13 protein-coding genes are annotated in these 15,200 nt (G+C 56.7%); 5 read left to right on the plus strand and 8 right to left on the minus strand.

Going from position 1 to position 15,200, the window contains the following annotated elements; translation table 11 throughout:
• Nucleotides 1-6: 6 nt before the first annotated feature.
• Genes xdhC through xdhA form a run of 3 tightly spaced genes read right to left on the minus strand, consistent with a single transcriptional unit; the run spans nt 7 to nt 4,792 of the window.
• Complete coding sequence (xdhC, locus tag WFM49_RS02935) at nt 7-975, minus strand: xanthine dehydrogenase accessory protein XdhC (protein WP_324575768.1); 969 nt, start codon at nt 973-975, stop codon at nt 7-9.
• A complete protein-coding gene (gene xdhB / locus WFM49_RS02940) occupies nt 972-3,299 on the minus strand; it encodes a xanthine dehydrogenase molybdopterin binding subunit (protein ID WP_250755840.1) in 2,328 nt (775 codons plus the stop codon). The genes xdhC and xdhB overlap by 4 nt, the downstream gene beginning before the upstream one ends.
• Nucleotides 3,299-4,792, minus strand: coding sequence for a xanthine dehydrogenase small subunit (gene xdhA / locus WFM49_RS02945; protein WP_336971571.1), 1,494 nt, complete (start codon nt 4,790-4,792; stop codon nt 3,299-3,301). Before xdhA ends, xdhB begins: the two co-directional genes overlap by 1 nt.
• Before the next feature lie 143 nt (nt 4,793-4,935).
• Here xdhA and WFM49_RS02950 point away from each other — a divergent pair, with 143 nt between their 5' ends.
• Both WFM49_RS02950 and WFM49_RS02955 read left to right on the plus strand, forming a co-directional pair.
• A complete protein-coding gene (locus tag WFM49_RS02950; RefSeq protein ID WP_021446486.1) occupies nt 4,936-5,877 on the plus strand; it encodes a LysR family transcriptional regulator in 942 nt (313 codons plus the stop codon).
• Nucleotides 5,874-6,632 carry a LamB/YcsF family protein gene (locus WFM49_RS02955; RefSeq protein ID WP_009458868.1) on the plus strand — a complete coding sequence of 253 codons (759 nt, stop codon included), beginning with the start codon at nt 5,874-5,876 and terminating at the stop codon, nt 6,630-6,632. The genes WFM49_RS02950 and WFM49_RS02955 overlap by 4 nt, the downstream gene beginning before the upstream one ends.
• On the opposite strand, the gene WFM49_RS02960 is transcribed toward WFM49_RS02955, so the two are convergent.
• The 3 genes from WFM49_RS02960 to WFM49_RS02970 form a co-directional block, all read right to left on the minus strand.
• A complete protein-coding gene (locus WFM49_RS02960; RefSeq protein WP_009458869.1) occupies nt 6,633-6,821 on the minus strand; it encodes a DUF3008 family protein in 189 nt (62 codons plus the stop codon).
• A gap of 120 nt (nt 6,822-6,941) precedes the next feature.
• Complete coding sequence (locus tag WFM49_RS02965; RefSeq protein WP_051359096.1) at nt 6,942-8,144, minus strand: benzoate/H(+) symporter BenE family transporter; 1,203 nt, start codon at nt 8,142-8,144, stop codon at nt 6,942-6,944.
• Nucleotides 8,145-8,172: 28 nt separating this feature from the next.
• Nucleotides 8,173-8,937 carry an AraC family transcriptional regulator gene (locus tag WFM49_RS02970; RefSeq protein ID WP_009458871.1) on the minus strand — a complete coding sequence of 255 codons (765 nt, stop codon included), beginning with the start codon at nt 8,935-8,937 and terminating at the stop codon, nt 8,173-8,175.
• A gap of 96 nt (nt 8,938-9,033) precedes the next feature.
• On the opposite strand from WFM49_RS02970, the gene WFM49_RS02975 reads away from it, so the two are divergent.
• Nucleotides 9,034-10,230, plus strand: coding sequence for an MFS transporter (locus WFM49_RS02975; RefSeq protein ID WP_031231938.1), 1,197 nt, complete (start codon nt 9,034-9,036; stop codon nt 10,228-10,230).
• Between the two features lie 212 nt (nt 10,231-10,442).
• Here WFM49_RS02975 and WFM49_RS02980 read toward each other — a convergent pair whose 3' ends face one another.
• Nucleotides 10,443-11,615 carry an MFS transporter gene (locus WFM49_RS02980; protein WP_009458878.1) on the minus strand — a complete coding sequence of 391 codons (1,173 nt, stop codon included), beginning with the start codon at nt 11,613-11,615 and terminating at the stop codon, nt 10,443-10,445.
• Between the two features lie 1,189 nt (nt 11,616-12,804).
• Between WFM49_RS02980 and WFM49_RS02985 the strand changes: the two genes are divergently transcribed.
• On the plus strand, nt 12,805-13,593 hold the full coding sequence (locus tag WFM49_RS02985; protein WP_026483468.1) for a deaminated glutathione amidase: 789 nt from the start codon (nt 12,805-12,807) through the stop codon (nt 13,591-13,593).
• A gap of 11 nt (nt 13,594-13,604) precedes the next feature.
• Here the strand turns inward: WFM49_RS02985 and alkB are convergent, their stop codons facing one another.
• Nucleotides 13,605-14,252, minus strand: a complete 648-nt coding sequence (gene alkB, locus WFM49_RS02990) for a DNA oxidative demethylase AlkB (protein ID WP_250755837.1) — start codon at nt 14,250-14,252, stop codon at nt 13,605-13,607.
• 79 nt (nt 14,253-14,331) lie between these two features.
• Between alkB and WFM49_RS02995 the strand changes: the two genes are divergently transcribed.
• Nucleotides 14,332-15,198 (plus strand): pirin family protein, encoded by an 867-nt coding sequence (locus WFM49_RS02995; RefSeq protein WP_009458886.1) that lies wholly within the window; start codon nt 14,332-14,334, stop codon nt 15,196-15,198.
• Nucleotides 15,199-15,200: the final 2 nt, after the last annotated feature.

Genomic DNA, 15,200 nt, shown 5'->3' on the forward strand with positions numbered 1-15,200 from the left:
GTCGCATCAGCGACTGAGCTGGCCCATTTCATAGGCGTGGGTCAGCAATTCGGCGGCGACAGCCACGGCAATAATCGAGGGGGCCTTGCCCTTGATACCTGGCACGCCAATGGGGCAGACCAGTTCCTGAATACGGGATTCGGGCATGCCGCGTTGCTGCAAGCGGCGCTCGAATTGACGACGTTTGGTCATGGAGCCGATCAGGCCCACATAGGCCGTATCGGGCCGGCGCAAGATCTTTTGGCACAGAGCCAGATCGAGGCCGTGATTATGCGTCATCACCAGAAAATAGCTATTGGTCGGGGCTTGTTCGATCAGCGCATCGGGGATGTCGGTAATTTCCAGGCTGACATTGCTGGGTACCTGAGCGGGAAACAGTTCAGGGCGTTCGTCAATCCACAGAACCCGGCATGGCAGGGTGCCCAGAATCTGCACCAGTGCCTCGCCCACATGACCGGCCCCAAACAGCAAAATAGTCAGGGGCGGGGGCGGCAGCTCCTCCATCCAGACGCCTTGCGAGCCGTCGTAGTCCAGCCGGGACTCATCCACAATTGAAGGGCTGTGTATATCAACCTGCTTATTGCCGTCTGAGAGCAATTGTGAACGGCGGCTGGTCGCCTGACCGGCCCGCACGGCGCTATCCAGCTCTTCCAGCCAGCCCAGATCCTCGGCACCCAGGGTTTCGTACAGCAAGGTAACGACCCCGCCGCAACATTGGCCCAGACTGGGGCCCAGCGGCAGGCGGCTCATGCTCCAGCCGGGTCCGGAGGACTGACTGAGCATGACACGTGCCTGTTCTGCCGCTACCCATTCCAGGTGCCCGCCACCAATGGTTAACCACTGCTCAGTTTGGCTGAACAGCATGGCCGTGCCCGTGGTGCGCGGGGTGGAGCCTTTGGCAAGCGCCACCGAGCACAAAACCAGCCGCTCGCCCGCTTTCACACGGGCGAGGGCAAGAGAGGGCCAGCTACTCATTTCGCTTTGCGAATAGCCGCAACAGCCCGCATGACGGCTTCCGCAGTCGCAGGTGCGTTCAGCACGGGCTCAATCTGGTAGTTGCCTACACTGGCAACCGCATCACGGATCGCGTTAAAGACGCAGAACGGTAGCAGCAAAGGCGGTTCGCCCACGGCTTTGGAGCGGTGAATCGAATCCATGGCGTTGCGGCCATCGAACAGATTGACGCGGAAGTCCATGGGGCAGTCGCTGATGGCCGGGATCTTGTAGGTCGACGGTGCATGCGTGGTGAGCTTGCCTTGAGCGTTCCAAACCAGCTCTTCTGTTGTCAGCCAGCCCATACCTTGAATAAAGGCGCCTTCAACCTGGCCAATATCCAGGGCCGGATTGATGGATTTGCCCACATCGTGCAGCACGTCAGCACGCAGAAGACGAGATTCCCCGGTCAGCGTGTCGATCAGCACTTCAGCGACGGCAGCCCCATAAGAGAAGTAGTAGAAGGGGTTGCCCTTCATGACTTTGGAGTCCCAGTGCAGGCCGGGGGTGGCGTAAAAGCCGTCGGACCACAGCTGGACGCGGGCCTGGTAGGCGTGCTCAACCAGTTGAAAGAAGGGCATGGTCTGGCCGCCGATCTGGACCTGACCCCGCTCGAATTTCACGCTGGACTCTTCCACCGAGAAGAGCTGGGCAGCTACCGTCGTCAGACGCTGGCGAATCTGGTAGGCCGCATCCTGGGCGGCTTTACCGTTCAAGTCCGTACCTGTGGATGCCGCCGTGGCCGAGGTATTGGCCACTTTGGTGGTATCGGTGGCCGTGACCCGGATGTGCTCCAGATTCAGGCCCAGTTCATGGGCTACCACCTGGGCCACCTTGGTGTTCAGGCCCTGACCCATTTCCGTGCCACCGTGGTTCACCAAAACCGTGCCGTCACGGTAGACGTGGACCAGAGCACCAGCCTGGTTGAAGGCGGGTACGTTAAAGGAAATACCGAATTTCACCGGGGTCAGTGCCAGACCCTTTTTCAGTACCGGGCTGCTGGCATTGAATTCACGGATTTGTTCACGGCGCTGACGGTATTCGCTGGTTTCCTCCAGCTCGGCCACCAGTTCGTGAATGACGTTATCGACCACGGTCTGGTCGTAAGGCGTCACATTACGGTCTTTTTTACCGTAGAAGTTGATGCGGCGTACATCCAGCGGATCTTTGCCCAGGCGGCGGGCAATGGTGTCCAGGGCCACTTCCATCACCAAGGCCCCTTGCGGGCCACCAAAGCCTCGGAAGGCTGTGTTGGATTGGGTATTGGTGCGACCGCACAGCGCGCTCATGTCTACATCAGACAGGTAGTAGGCATTGTCAAAGTGGCAGATGGCGCGGGTTGCCACGGGGCCGGACAAGTCGGCGGAAAAGCCCGAGTTGGCGGTCATGTCCAGACGGGCACCCAGCAGGCGGCCTTCGTCGTCGTAACCAATATCGTATTCATAGTAGAAACCGTGACGCTTGCCGGTAATCATGAAGTCGTCGTCGCGGTCCAGGCGCAGCTTGATCGGGCGCTGCAGCTTGACGGCAGCCACACTGGCCACGCAGGCGTACAGGGCCGATTGAGATTCCTTGCCACCGAAACCACCGCCCATGCGACGGCATTCCACGTGTACCTTGTGCGCGCCAACGCCCAGACAGTGGGCAACCAGCTGCTGCATTTCCGAAGGATGCTGGGTGGAGCACCAGATATGCACGGCGCCGTATTCCTTGGGCACGGCGTAGGAAATCTGGCCTTCCAGGTAAAACTGTTCCTGACCATTGCACTGGAAGGTGCCTTGCAGGCGGTGTGGAGCCGATTCCAATGCTTTTTTGGCGTCGCCTTGTTTCAGGCTCATCAGGGGCAGAACACCGGCGTTCGCGGCCTTGGCTTCTTGTGGAGTCAAGATGGCAGGCAGCTCTTCGTAGGTGATCTTGCCCAGGCGCGCGGCACGGCGTGCCTGGTCGTGGGATTTCGCAATAACCGCAAAAATGGGCTGGCCAAAGTAATGCACCACGCCATCGGCCAGAATGGGGTCGTCATGCAGAATAGGGCCACAATTATTTGCGGCGGGAATGTCGGCAACCGTCAGGACGGCAATGACACCGGGCGCTTGACGCACAGCTTCCAGATCCACGTCCAGCAAACGGGCATGGGCTTTTTCCGACAGGCCCAGCGCAATATGGGCCGTGCCCTGCAATTCAGGCAAATCATCGGTATATGTGGCCGTGCCGCTCACGTGCAGGTCTGCCGACTCGTGCAGAAAGGACACGCCGACTCGTTGAGCCGTGGCGGTGTTCAGGTGGTCGATATTGTCAATTTTCATCACAAAGTCTCCAGGCTGGCTTGAGCTCGGTGAAAGACATTCAGCTGGGCGGGACTCAAAGCGTTTTCAGGGTGGGTTTCCAGGAAGAAGCGGTACAGCAAATTGGCCGCACTTTGATTGCGGTATTCGCTGCTGGCACGCATATCGCTCAGGGCCTGGTAGTCCTGTTGCAGCGCTTGCATGGCAGCTTGTACGTTTTCCTCGTTCCATTCCTGACCTTGCAGCACTTGCTCGGCGTGGCTGGCGCGTTTAGGGGTGGCAGCCATACCACCAAAGGCGATGCGAGCCTGTTTGACGATCCTGCCGTCCAGTTCCACCGCAAAGGCGGCGCACACGGCAGAAATGTCCTGGTCGAAACGCTTGGACAGCTTGTAGGTACGGAATTGCCATTGTCCCTTGTTGCGTGGGACCAGCAGGCCTTGCACGAACTCGCCCGGTTCCATGGCGGTTTTCTGGTAGGCCAGATACAGATCTTCCAAAGGCAGCACGCGCTCGACTGCGCCTTTGCGCAGCACCACACGGGTACGCATGGCAATCAGGGCGGGCATGGAGTCGCCAATGGGCGAGCCGTTGGCCACGTTGCCGCCCAGGGTACCGGCGTTGCGGATAGGGAAGGAGGCAAAGCGTTGGCGCAGTTCTGTCAATTCGGGGTGGTCTTTGATCAGGGCGTCAAAAGCGTCGTTCAACAGCACGCCTGCACCGATATACAGATCGTCCTCGGTGGTTTTCAGTTCGCGCAGCTCGGCCACCTGACCGATATAGATCAGATGCGGCAAATCGCGGAATTGCTTGGTCACCCATAGGCCGATATCGGTGCTGCCAGCCAGAATGCGGGCTTGCGGATATTGCTCGCGCAGCTGGGCCAACTGGTCCAGCGTGCGGGGGGCGTGGAAGGTCTGGCCCTGGTATTCATAGGCCAGCATGCCGTCCTGACGAATGGCACGCAGCTTGTCTTCAATGGATTGGCGATCCATGCTGACAGCCGGATAGCTGTGCATGGCCTTGGCCGCATCAATAATGGGGCGGTAGCCGGTACAGCGGCACAGATTGCCCGAGAGCACATCGTCGATCTGTTCCCGGGAAACCGGGCCGTCTTCGGGCGAGTGCGTCATGTACAGGCCCCACAGCGACATGATGAAGCCGGGCGTACAAAAGCCGCACTGGGCACCGTGCCAGTCCACCATGGCCTGTTGCACGGGGTGCAGGGTGCCATCGTCCTGGCGCAGATCCTCAATAGTGTAGAGCACCTTGCCGTCCAGCGTAGGCAGCAGCTGGATACAGGCGTTTACGGCACGCAATTGCAGTTGATTGTTCTGGTCCAGTTCGCCAATCATGACCGTGCAGGCGCCGCAATCACCCTCGGCACAGCCTTCTTTGGTGCCGGTGCAGTGCAGATCCTCACGGATATACTGTAAAACGGTTCGCGTGGTCGGGGCCTGAGCCACTTCCTGTACTTCGCCGCGATAAATAAAACGAATTGGTCTTGTCTCCATGATCTCACTCGACTGGTTTTTTACGGATCGAAGATAGCATTTGCTTAGGATGCGAACATTTGCTTGGAATGATGTTCACTATATAGGCGTATGAGTGTCTACACCGATCAACGAGGCGGGCCAGCGCTTGTATTATTTAAACCATGCCAAAATTACGAGAACAACTAGACCTGCATTTGCTGCGGGTATTGCAGTCGCTGCTCAAAGAGCACAGCGTCTCGCGTACGGCTATCCGCTTGGGTATGTCCCAGCCAGCCGTTAGCAATGCCTTGCGGCGCTTGCGCGAAATCACGGGCGATCCGATTTTGTTGCGCGGTAAAAAGGGAATGGTGCCTACCGAGCGCGGCCCCTTTTTGCTGGCACATGCCACGGAAGCTCTGCAAGCTATCGAGCGAATTTCTGCCGCGGCAGAGCCTATGGATCCCAGTCAGTCTACCCGCGTTTTCAATCTGGGCGCGCCGGATTATCTGGACGGCGCTTTTATCCCGGATATTGCGGAGCGGGTGCGTCGTCAGGCGCCGCAGGCCCGGCTGGTGGTCCATACCATCAACCCGGATCTGGATTACGTGCAGGCCCTGGAAGAGGGCGAGCTGGACGTGGTGATCGGCAACTGGCTCGAGCCCCCTGAAAAGCTGCACCTGGCGCGTCTGTTTGATGACGAGGTGGTCTGTATGCTGGGCCGCCATCATCCCTTGGCGCAGCGTGGTCTGTCCTTGCAGCACTATCTGGACATGCCGCATCTGGCCCCTTCGGCCCACGTGACGGACAAGCGCGGCTTTATTGACGGTTGCCTGGCCGAGCAGGGCATCAGCCGTCACGTACAGATGGTCGTGCCGTATTTCGGCCTGGTTCCGGGGATTTTGAGTCGCACGGACATGGTGTTCACCACGAACCGCCAGTTTGCCGAGTACTATGCCCGCATTCTGCCGATTACGGTTTTGCCTTGTCCGGTTCATTTTCCACTGATGCGTTTTTACCAGCTGTGGCATCCGCGCACGCATAATGCGGCAGAACTGCTGTGGTTCCGGCGTTGCATTGCCCAGGCCGCAGGCAGGTTGGATGGATTATCAGAGGGAACTCCATGAGCTTGAGTATTGATTTGAATTGCGACATGGGCGAGAGCTTTGGCCCCTGGGTCATGGGCCATGACGAGCAGGTGATTCCGTGGGTGACGTCGGTAAATATCGCCTGTGGCTTTCATGCGGGAGATCCGGGCACCATGCGTCAGACGGTGGCCCTGGCCCTAAAGCATGGTGTGAAGCTGGGCGCACATCCCGGCCTGCCGGATCTGGCTGGTTTTGGTCGCCGGGTGATGGCGGTTACCCCCGAGCAGGTGTATGACATGGTGGTGGTGCAGGTGGGAGCCTTGGCTGCCGTTGCACGCACCCAAGGTGCTGCTTTGCATCACGTCAAGGCACATGGTGCTCTTTACAATATGGCCGCCCGTGATGGGGCCTTGGCAAAAGCCATTGCCCAAGCTGTGGCCGATATTGATCGCAGCCTGATTCTGTATGCGCTGGCAGGCAGTGTGCAAGTGCAGGCCGGTCGTGATGCGGGTTTGACGGTGGCTCAAGAGGTGTTTGCCGATCGCAGCTATCAGGACGATGGCAGCCTGACCCCTCGTCAGCAAGCTGGCGCCATGATTACCAATGCCGATCAGTCCGTACAGCAAGTGATGCAGATGATAGAGCAAGGCACCGTTACCAGTCTGTCGGGTAAAACGGTGCCTTTGTCTGCTGATACCTTGTGCCTGCATGGGGATCAGGCGGGGGCGGCCGAATTTGCGCAGCGTTTGCATCAAGCCTTCGAGCAAAGCGGCGTGCGCGTTCAGGCTGTCTGATTACTCCTTGTGTTCAGGCAGGTTGCGGCGCGCGGTATCGGTGCTGGCCAGTTCTTCCAGCTCCTTGGTACTCATGGTGTTGTACATTTCCAGCGATGCCCCTTTCAGACTGGCTACCGGAGTTTCTCCGCGTTTGGCGGACAAGGCTGCACCGGCAGCTTTTTGTTGGGCTTGAGATAAAGCAGGCATGAAGCACCTCCGTTAAAGAAAAGTGGTCACGCCTTTAGTGTGCCAAATGAAAAAGACGGCAAAGCAAGCAAATGTGAGGCTTGTTTGCCGTCTTGAACAGACGCCGGGGGGATGACCGGATCAGGATACTTTTCGTTTCTGAATCAGATACATAGCCATACCAAAAACCAGACCCCAGAAGGCGCTGCCGATATTGAGCAGACTCATGCCTGACGCAGTGGTCAGAAAGGTGACCAGGGCGGCGTCACGGGTGTCTGGGGCTTCCAGCGCCATGTGGATGCTATTGCCTATGGTACCCAGCAAGGCCAGACCGGCAATGGCCGCAATCAGTTCGGTTGGGAAGGCGGCAAACAGGCTGACCACGGTGGCACCAAAGATACCGGCGGCAAAATAGAAAATCCCGGCCCAGACACTGGCGCGATAACGCTGACGCGGGTCCGCATCCACTTCGGGAGTCATGCACAGGGCGGCGCTAATGGCGGCCAGATTGTAGGCGTAGCCACCGAAGGGGCCAAAGATCAGGCCCACAATCCCGGTCCAGCTAATGACGGTGGAGTTGGGCGCATCGTAGTTATGCGCCTTCAATACAGCCACGCCCGGAATGTTCTGCGAGCTCATGGTGACGATGAAAAAGGGAATGCCCACACCAATGAGTGCCGTCCAGGAAAACTCGGGCCAGACCAGCACCGGCGTGGCGGGAGTCCAGCTCAGAATTTCCATTTTCAGCAAACCTTGCAGGGCAGCAATCGTGACACCGGCCACCAATGCCAGCGGCACGGCGTAGCGAGGCGACCATTGGCGCACCACCAGAAACACAATGAACATGCTCAGGCACAGCAGCCATTGGGTTTGCATGGCACCAAACAGGTCCAGGCCAAAGCGCAGCAAGATGCCGCCCAGCATGGCACCGGCAATGCTGCGCGGCATGTACTGCATCAACTTCTGAAAGCTGCCGCTAAGACCGCAAATGGTGGTCAGCAGGGACGAAAACAGGAAAATGCCCACGGCCTGGGACATGGGCAGGCCCACCAGACCCGTGGCCAGCAGCGCTGCGCCAGGTGTGGACCAGGCAGTCAGAATTGGAATCTTGTAGCGCAGCGACAGACCTGCCGACAGCAGGCCCAGACCAATACCCAAAGACCACATCCAGGAGCCCAGCTCGGCGGTGTTGGCACCGGCCGCTTGAGCGGCCTGAAAAACAATGGCAGCAGAACTTGTGTAGCCCACCAGCACGGCAATCAGCCCCGCCGACATGTGAGAAATCTGGAACCAACTCAACAAGCGCTGCAGATATCCGGGGCGGGACAGGTGTGTGGAAGACATGGATGCGTGTGGTGAGGGTAGTAGGGACTTAAGAAGAATGGGTTTGGCTCAAGTAACGGCTGGGGGTTTCGCCCAAAATAGATTTGAAAACGGTAATAAAGGCACTGATCGAGGTGTAACCCAATTCCCTGGCCGTGCTCTTTACGGACATTCCCGAACCCAGTTTTTGCAGGGCCAGCATAATCATGAATTGTTGCCGCCAGCGCCCGAAGCTCATCCCTGTGTGTTTTAGCATATGTCGGGCCAGGGTGCGCTCACTCATGGCCAGTTCTTTTGCCCAGTCGGCCATCGTAGGGCGCGAGTCGGGCTGTTGCAGCATATGTTGCGCAATCGTCTGCAAAACTTTGTCCTCGGGCACCGGTACATGCAGCTGCCGGGTGGGCATTTGATTCAAGGTTTCCAGCAGCACCAGTGCCAGACGGTGCGTCTGGCTGCCCGGCTCGTAATGGGGATTCAGATCACTTAAATGAATGATCATCTCGCGCACCATGGGGCTCAGGTCCAGGGTACTGCAGTGATCGGGCAGTTCATCCAGGCCGGGCTGTATGTACAGGAAATGAATCAGGGCCTGATCGTCGGCGCGGGCACGGTGACGGATACCCACCGGCACCCAGACGGCGCACAGCGGCGGCACCATCCAGTAGCCCTGGTCGGTTTGCAGGGTGACGGAGCCATATTGCGTCATGATCAGCTGTCCATTGGGATGGGTATGCAATGGATTTTCAGTATTGCTGCCCATCGCCATCTTGATGCTGAAAATAGGCCCGCCCTGCGGATTGGAGCTAAAACTCATGCTTTGTCTGGTTTGAGGTATAAGTTGTCATAATATCCTGTTTGCGTCGGCATCGAAACAGGATAGAGTAGGGTTTTCACCTACTGGCTACACTTCATGTCCCTCTCTCGACTCTCCTGGCTCTCCCACCCCTTACTGGTGTTGATTGGCGTCTTGCTGATTGCCGGCAATCTGCGAGCCCCGATCACGGGTATCGCCCCCTTGCTGGAGCTGATCCAGGCAGATCTGTCTCTGTCGTCCACGCAGGCTGGCTTGCTGACCGCCATGCCCTTGTTCATTTTTGCGGTGATCTCCCTGCTGGCCGCCTCCATGGCGCGGGTGGTGGGCTTGTCCCGTTCCTTGTTTATTGCTTCCGTACTGATTGCGGTAGGTGTGGTGGTACGTATCCTGGGCGGCACGATAGAGCTGTTTGCCGGTATCGGTTTGCTGGCTATCGGGATTGCCTTGGGTAATGTACTGTTGCCTTCTCTGGTGAAACGCCATTTCCCCATGCGTATCAGTTTTGTGACGTCGCTGTACGTTTTGTTCATGGGTCTGGTCGCGGCGTTCAACTCCGCGATGGCGGTCCCGATGGCGGAGTGGACAGGCCAAAGCTGGCGCTGGTCGTCCCTGATGGTGGTCGGTGTGATGGCATTGGCTAGCGTAGTTGTATGGGCTACCCAGTTGGGAGCGGATCGACGTGCGGCACAAAATACGCCCACTGGCGCGGCAACCAGTTCTTCGGTGTGGCGTTTACCCCTGGCCTGGCATATCACCCTGTACATGGGTTTGAACTCGGTGGCTTACTACATGATTGCCAGCTGGTTGCCTGTGATGCTGGTGAACTATGGCTTTGAGCCGGATCATGCGGGCCAGATTCATGGTTTGATGCAGTTGGCTACCGCCGTACCGGCCTTGCTGCTGATGCCCGTGTTGAGCCGTGTGCACGACCAGCGTGGGGTGGCCTTGGCGGGTGCTTTGTTGCAGACCCTGACCTTTGTGGGCTTTCTGGTCTTGCCGTCCTGGTCCTTGCTGTGGGCGGTGCTGTTTGGCTTTGGTAGTGGCAGCGTATTCCTGATTGCCTTGGCCTTGATTGGGGTACGTTCTACGTCTACTTCGCAGGCGGCGTCCCTGTCGGGTATGGCGCAGTGCATGGGCTATTTGCTGGCCGCGTTTGGGCCTCCTGCCATGGGCGGTTTGCATGACCTTTTCAATAGCTGGGGCTGGGCCTTGGGCTTGTGCATTCTGGTCAGCTTTGGAATGGGCTACGCCGGTTGGTTGGCGGCTCGCCCCGCAGCTGCAAGCAAAGCCTGAGCTGAATTGCTGAAAGCCAGGTAGTCGGACCTCCGAGAGAGGGCCAAACAAAAGCGGCCTGTAATTGAAATACCCTTAGGGGCATCCAATTACAGGCCGTTTTGTTTTTTGGGTTACTGGCAGAGTTCAGTTTTGCAAAGGCTATTCCTGTGTTCAGCTTCTGTCGCCTACGACAAAATTGCCTGCTCCGAGTCACCCGTTCTGAGGTCTGACTATTCTTTAATGCGCAGCGAAATGGTGTGCAAGGCCAGGCCACCCAAGGCCAGCAAGGCACCTACCCAGGCGGTCGAAGTCCAGCCCCAGCCAGCGGCAATCGTCAAACCACCCAACCATGCACCTAGCGCATTGGCCATATTGAAAGCCGAGTGATTCAGCGCAGCCGCCAGTGTTTGGGCATCACCTGCCACGTCCATCAGGCGAATCTGCAAAGCGGGGCCCAAGGCCACCAGGGTGCCAATCAGCATGATGTTCAAGGGGCCAAGGATTGGATGGTGGGCCGTGATCATGAACAGCAAGAGCACGCCGGTAGCCCAGATCAGAACCAGGCGAATGCTGCGATCCAGGTAGCGGTCCGCATAACGGGCGCCCAGTAAATTGCCCAGCACCATGCCAACGCCAAACAAGGCCAGCACGACAGGGATGGCGCTGACCGACAGGCCCGCCAGTTCCATCAAGGTGGATTTTACGTAGCTGAACACCGAGAACATGCCACCAAAACCAATTGCGCCTATGCCCAGCGTCAACCAGACTTGCTTGCGCTTCAGGGCCCCCAGTTCGCGCAAGGGGCTGGCCAGCGTATTGGCGGGGATGAAGGGCACAAAGCGCAGTACCAGTCCCATGGTCAGCAAGGCGATCAGGCTGACGAAAGTAAAGGCCGCCTGCCAGCTCAGCCATTGTCCCAAGGTGGTAGCAATGGGTACGCCCAGTAAGGTAGCGACTGTCAGACCCAGCATGACGTAGGCCACGGCCTGTGCACGGCGATGCGGGGGCACCAGACGAGCGGCTACCAAGGCGGCAACACCAAAGTAGGTGCCATGCGGAAAGCCGGCCAGAAAGCGGGTGATCAATACGGTTTCATAGCTGGGGGCAATCACAGTCAGGAAATTGCCTACGGCATAAGCGCCCATCAAGGCTATTAACAGACGACGCCAGGGCCAGCGTGCGCCCAGTACGGCCAGTACCGGAGCGCCGATCACCACGCCTAAAGCGTAAGCGCTGATCAAGTGGCCTGCGGTGGGAATATCGATACCCAGATCCTGGGCCACATCGGGTAGCAAACCCATGATGACAAATTCGCCGGTGCCGATGGAAAAACCGCCCACAGCCAAGGCCAGAATGGCCAGTAAAACCTGGCGGGGGGATAAGGAAGAGTGCGAAGAAGACAAGATAAACGCCTGAGAATCAAGAAGGGCAGTGTGTCCAACCCGTAAGAGGCCTTATTGTCGCGCAGTCATGGGGCAAGGCTCAAGATTTCTAAGGGCGGAATAGGGTCATGTAACTGTAGGGAATTGAAGATCTTTTTAAGTTTTTAATTCTTATTACGTCCTAGCACAAATTAATTTATCAAGCTATAGCGTCAGCCCTAAACAACGTATGCAGATTTTTTTTGGTTTTTTATATAGAATCACGGTATTGGGTGTTTTGTATCCAATCATTTTCCTGTGGTAGCTTTCCCCTGATTTTGCAAGAAATCGGGGGTTTTTTTTATTCTGATTATTTTGGATTTCAATCATTAGGGCATTGAAAGTCCAATGCCAAAGCGGCTGGTCCGCTTGACAGGTGGGCATGTCAGACGAAGTGGCGTCGCAAGGATAATTCATGAATGGGCCAGTGCTGGTTTGCACTTGGCCCATTATTTTTGGCTCGGTTTTATCCGGATTTGATTCATTTTTAATTAATCGCGTTTTATCGATTCTAGTTATGTCCGGTCATATTTAGGTTGGAGATTTACTCTCGAAAATTCTGGATGGGTGCAGAGATGCTTGCCAGAGTTAAGAACGTCTTTTTTCGCCTTCTGTGAGATTTTGTCCGGCTTAATAAAAGAATCAATTTTGCCGATTTGCATAATGTTTATAGTATTGCAAATATAAGAGTTATTTATATCTCATTATCATATATCTGCTGATTAAAGCCGAGCTTGAGAACTGAGCTCAATTGAGTTTCACGCTTATGAAGATAAATGGAATTGAACTGTACGGACGAAATAGAGCGTTCAAATTGATCGTGTTGTTGTTTGGGTTTGTCGCTATGCGCACGGCACTTTGTTTCAGAGCCTGATCGCTTAATTGACCTGCTAGCTGAGTAGAAATATTCTTTGATATGACTCGAGTGTTTAGTTTGGTTAAACGCATTCAGGGTATTGACATGATAAAAATTTATTTTTAATTGCAGTTTATGTCCGAATTTTTACATGATGGGAAGTGGAGAAATACGAAGCTGATCTGTTGGGGCTGAACGACGGGGATGGTTTGACATTTGACCATCTGGTGTTCAGTTTTTCTCCCTTGTTCGCTGGCTGGTCTGGGCAGGCGGCTGCGTTAGAATCACTTAGGCAGCACCGCAAAGGAGGTGGTCATGAAAGTTGCATTGGGCCAGATGGCCGTATCCAAAGATTCGCAGGAAAACCTGAGCGCTTGCCTAGGTTTGATCGAACAAGCCTTGCGCTCCGGCGCGCAGTTACTGGTTTTGCCTGAAGGTGTGCTGGCCAGAAATGTGGCCGACCCTGAAGTGGTCCTGAAATCCGCACAAGCCCTGGATGGGGAGTTTGTCAGCCGACTGAGCGCTGCCACCCGTGATACTGATTTAACTGTGGTGTTCTGCATTCATACCCCGGCCGGAGAAGGCAAGGTTTGGAACACCTTGGTGGTGCTGCGCGATGGCCAGGTTCTGGCGCATTACAACAAGCTTCATTTGTACGATGCCTTCTCGGTACAAGAATCACGCTATGTACAGCCAGGTACAGAAATCCCCGCCTTGATTGATGTGGCCGGTTTCAAAGTAGGTTTGATGACTTGCTACGACCTGCGCTTTCCTGAGCTGGCCCGACGCTTGTGCGTGGACGGGGCGCAAGTCTTGCTGGCGCCGTCGGCCTGGCTGAAAGGTCCCTTGAAGGAACACCACTGGCGTGTGCTGACGACGGCTCGCGCTTTGGAAAATACGGCCTATATGGTGGCCGTCGGTGAGTGTGGTGAACGCAATATTGGCCAAAGTCTGGTGGTGGATCCCTTGGGTGTGATCGTGGCCCAGGCGGCAGAAACTCCCACATTGCTTTTGGTTGATCTGGATCGGGAGCGTTTGGCTTATGCCCGTCGCATTTTGCCCGTACTGGAAAACCGTCGCTTTGCTCCGCCCGAACTGGGCTGAACTAGTGGGGTTCAGCCTGCTTTTCTGAATGTCAGATTGACCCGGCCTGTGCCCCATACCGGATGGGCCGGGCCCTCCAGTCTGCGTACCCCATGGAAATTCAATCTGGATGGCCCCCACCAGACCAGCACATCACCATCGCGCAGTCGCAGGGTACGCACCGGGTCGCTGCGTTTTGCGCCGCCCCATAAAAACAAGGCCTCACGTCCCAGGGAGACCGAGACAATCGGGTGCTGCAAGTCGCGCTCGTTTCTATCCTGATGCAAGGACATATGCGCCTGCTCGTCGTAGTAATTGATCAGACAGGTATCGGGTTGAAAAGGGCCCTGGCCCGACTCCTGGGCAATGTGCGTTAATAGTTCCTTGAATATGGCCGGCATGGCGGGCCAGGCCAAACCGCTTTGCGGGTCCGTGGGGCTGTAACGGTAGCCGTGTTCGTCCGATATCCATCCCAGGTCGCCACAACTGCTTTGTGCGGCCGACATACGATGCCCTGAGGGAACCTGCATATGCCGCCAAGGAGCGCTGTGCACCAGTTCTTGAACCGCCTGTGCCAAGCTGGCGGCATAGGGCAGGGCCAGCCCCGGAAGGGCGATCAGGCCGGTATCCAGAGTCAGGACGTTGCCGGGAACGGGATCAAACAGGGAGAGCGTGGACATGCGCGATAGGGCGAATAAAGCAGTGACCAGAGTATAGTAATCGGGATTGTATTTTTGCGACTTCCCAGTAGAGGTGTCTATGGTCGAGCTGCTGATTCCACAACGTCAACACAGCATTGGTGCATTTGAAGTGGGGCGCGTTCTGCCCTTTCGCCAACGGCGTATGGTGGGGCCTTTTATCTTCTTTGATCGTATGGGGCCACAAGAGCTGACGGCACCTGTAGGGACAGAAAACGATGTGCTGCCACACCCGCATATTGGCCTGTCTACCGTCACCTATTTATTTGAAGGTGCCATGACACACCGTGACAGCCTGGGCGTGGAACAAGAGATTACGCCCGGCGCCTTGAACTGGATGACCGCTGGTTCAGGCATCAGCCATTCCGAGCGCTTTGAGCCCATGCGTACCCAAGGTGGCCGTATGGATGGCATTCAGGCCTGGGTGGCTTTGCCGGAACATAAAGAAGAGCAAAACCCGGATTTTGTGCATTACGAGGCCGAACAACTGCCTTTGATTCAGGACACGGGCCTGGAAGGTCGCCTGATAGCCGGATCGGCGTTGGGCCTGTGCAGCCCTGCCAGTGTGGCCTCACCCTTGTTCTATATGGAACTACGCGTACAAGCGGGCCAGTCTGTCCCCTTGCCAACCGGCCATGAAGAGCGCGCCATTTATATCTGTACGGGCGCGCTGGAGGTAGACGCTCAACGCTATCGCGCCGGTCAGATGCTGGTCTTTGCCAAAGGCGACAGCCCTCGCATCCTTGCCGAGCAAAACAGCCATTTGATGCTGCTGGGCGGCGAGCCTTTGGGACCACGCCATATCTGGTGGAACTTTGTGTCCTCGCGCAAGGACCGTATCGAGCAGGCCAAGGATGATTGGCTCAATGGTCGCATCAGTCTGCCACCACTGGACGATGAGCAGTTCATCCCTTTACCTGCGGTGTAATG

Origin of the sequence: Alcaligenes sp. PF14, from assembly GCF_037150615.1 — a bacterium.
GTDB classification, from domain to species: domain Bacteria; phylum Pseudomonadota; class Gammaproteobacteria; order Burkholderiales; family Burkholderiaceae_B; genus Alcaligenes; species Alcaligenes phenolicus.

Bases quoted from the DNA above. Each gene is read 5' to 3' on its own strand.
- WFM49_RS02975 (WP_031231938.1), top strand. From the start codon at position 9,034: ATGTCCCTCTCTCGACTCTCCTGGCTCTCCCACCCCTTACTGGTGTTG.
- WFM49_RS02955 (WP_009458868.1), top strand. From the start codon at position 5,874: ATGAGCTTGAGTATTGATTTGAATTGCGACATGGGCGAGAGCTTTGGC.
- WFM49_RS02960 (WP_009458869.1), bottom strand. From the start codon at position 6,821: ATGCCTGCTTTATCTCAAGCCCAACAAAAAGCTGCCGGTGCAGCCTTG.
- xdhB (WP_250755840.1), bottom strand. From the start codon at position 3,299: ATGAAAATTGACAATATCGACCACCTGAACACCGCCACGGCTCAACGA.
- WFM49_RS02985 (WP_026483468.1), top strand. From the start codon at position 12,805: ATGAAAGTTGCATTGGGCCAGATGGCCGTATCCAAAGATTCGCAGGAA.
- xdhC (WP_324575768.1), bottom strand. From the start codon at position 975: ATGAGTAGCTGGCCCTCTCTTGCCCTCGCCCGTGTGAAAGCGGGCGAG.
- xdhA (WP_336971571.1), bottom strand. From the start codon at position 4,792: ATGGAGACAAGACCAATTCGTTTTATTTATCGCGGCGAAGTACAGGAA.
- WFM49_RS02950 (WP_021446486.1), top strand. From the start codon at position 4,936: ATGCCAAAATTACGAGAACAACTAGACCTGCATTTGCTGCGGGTATTG.
- WFM49_RS02970 (WP_009458871.1), bottom strand. From the start codon at position 8,937: ATGAGTTTTAGCTCCAATCCGCAGGGCGGGCCTATTTTCAGCATCAAG.
- alkB (WP_250755837.1), bottom strand. From the start codon at position 14,252: ATGTCCACGCTCTCCCTGTTTGATCCCGTTCCCGGCAACGTCCTGACT.
- WFM49_RS02965 (WP_051359096.1), bottom strand. From the start codon at position 8,144: ATGTCTTCCACACACCTGTCCCGCCCCGGATATCTGCAGCGCTTGTTG.
- WFM49_RS02995 (WP_009458886.1), top strand. From the start codon at position 14,332: ATGGTCGAGCTGCTGATTCCACAACGTCAACACAGCATTGGTGCATTT.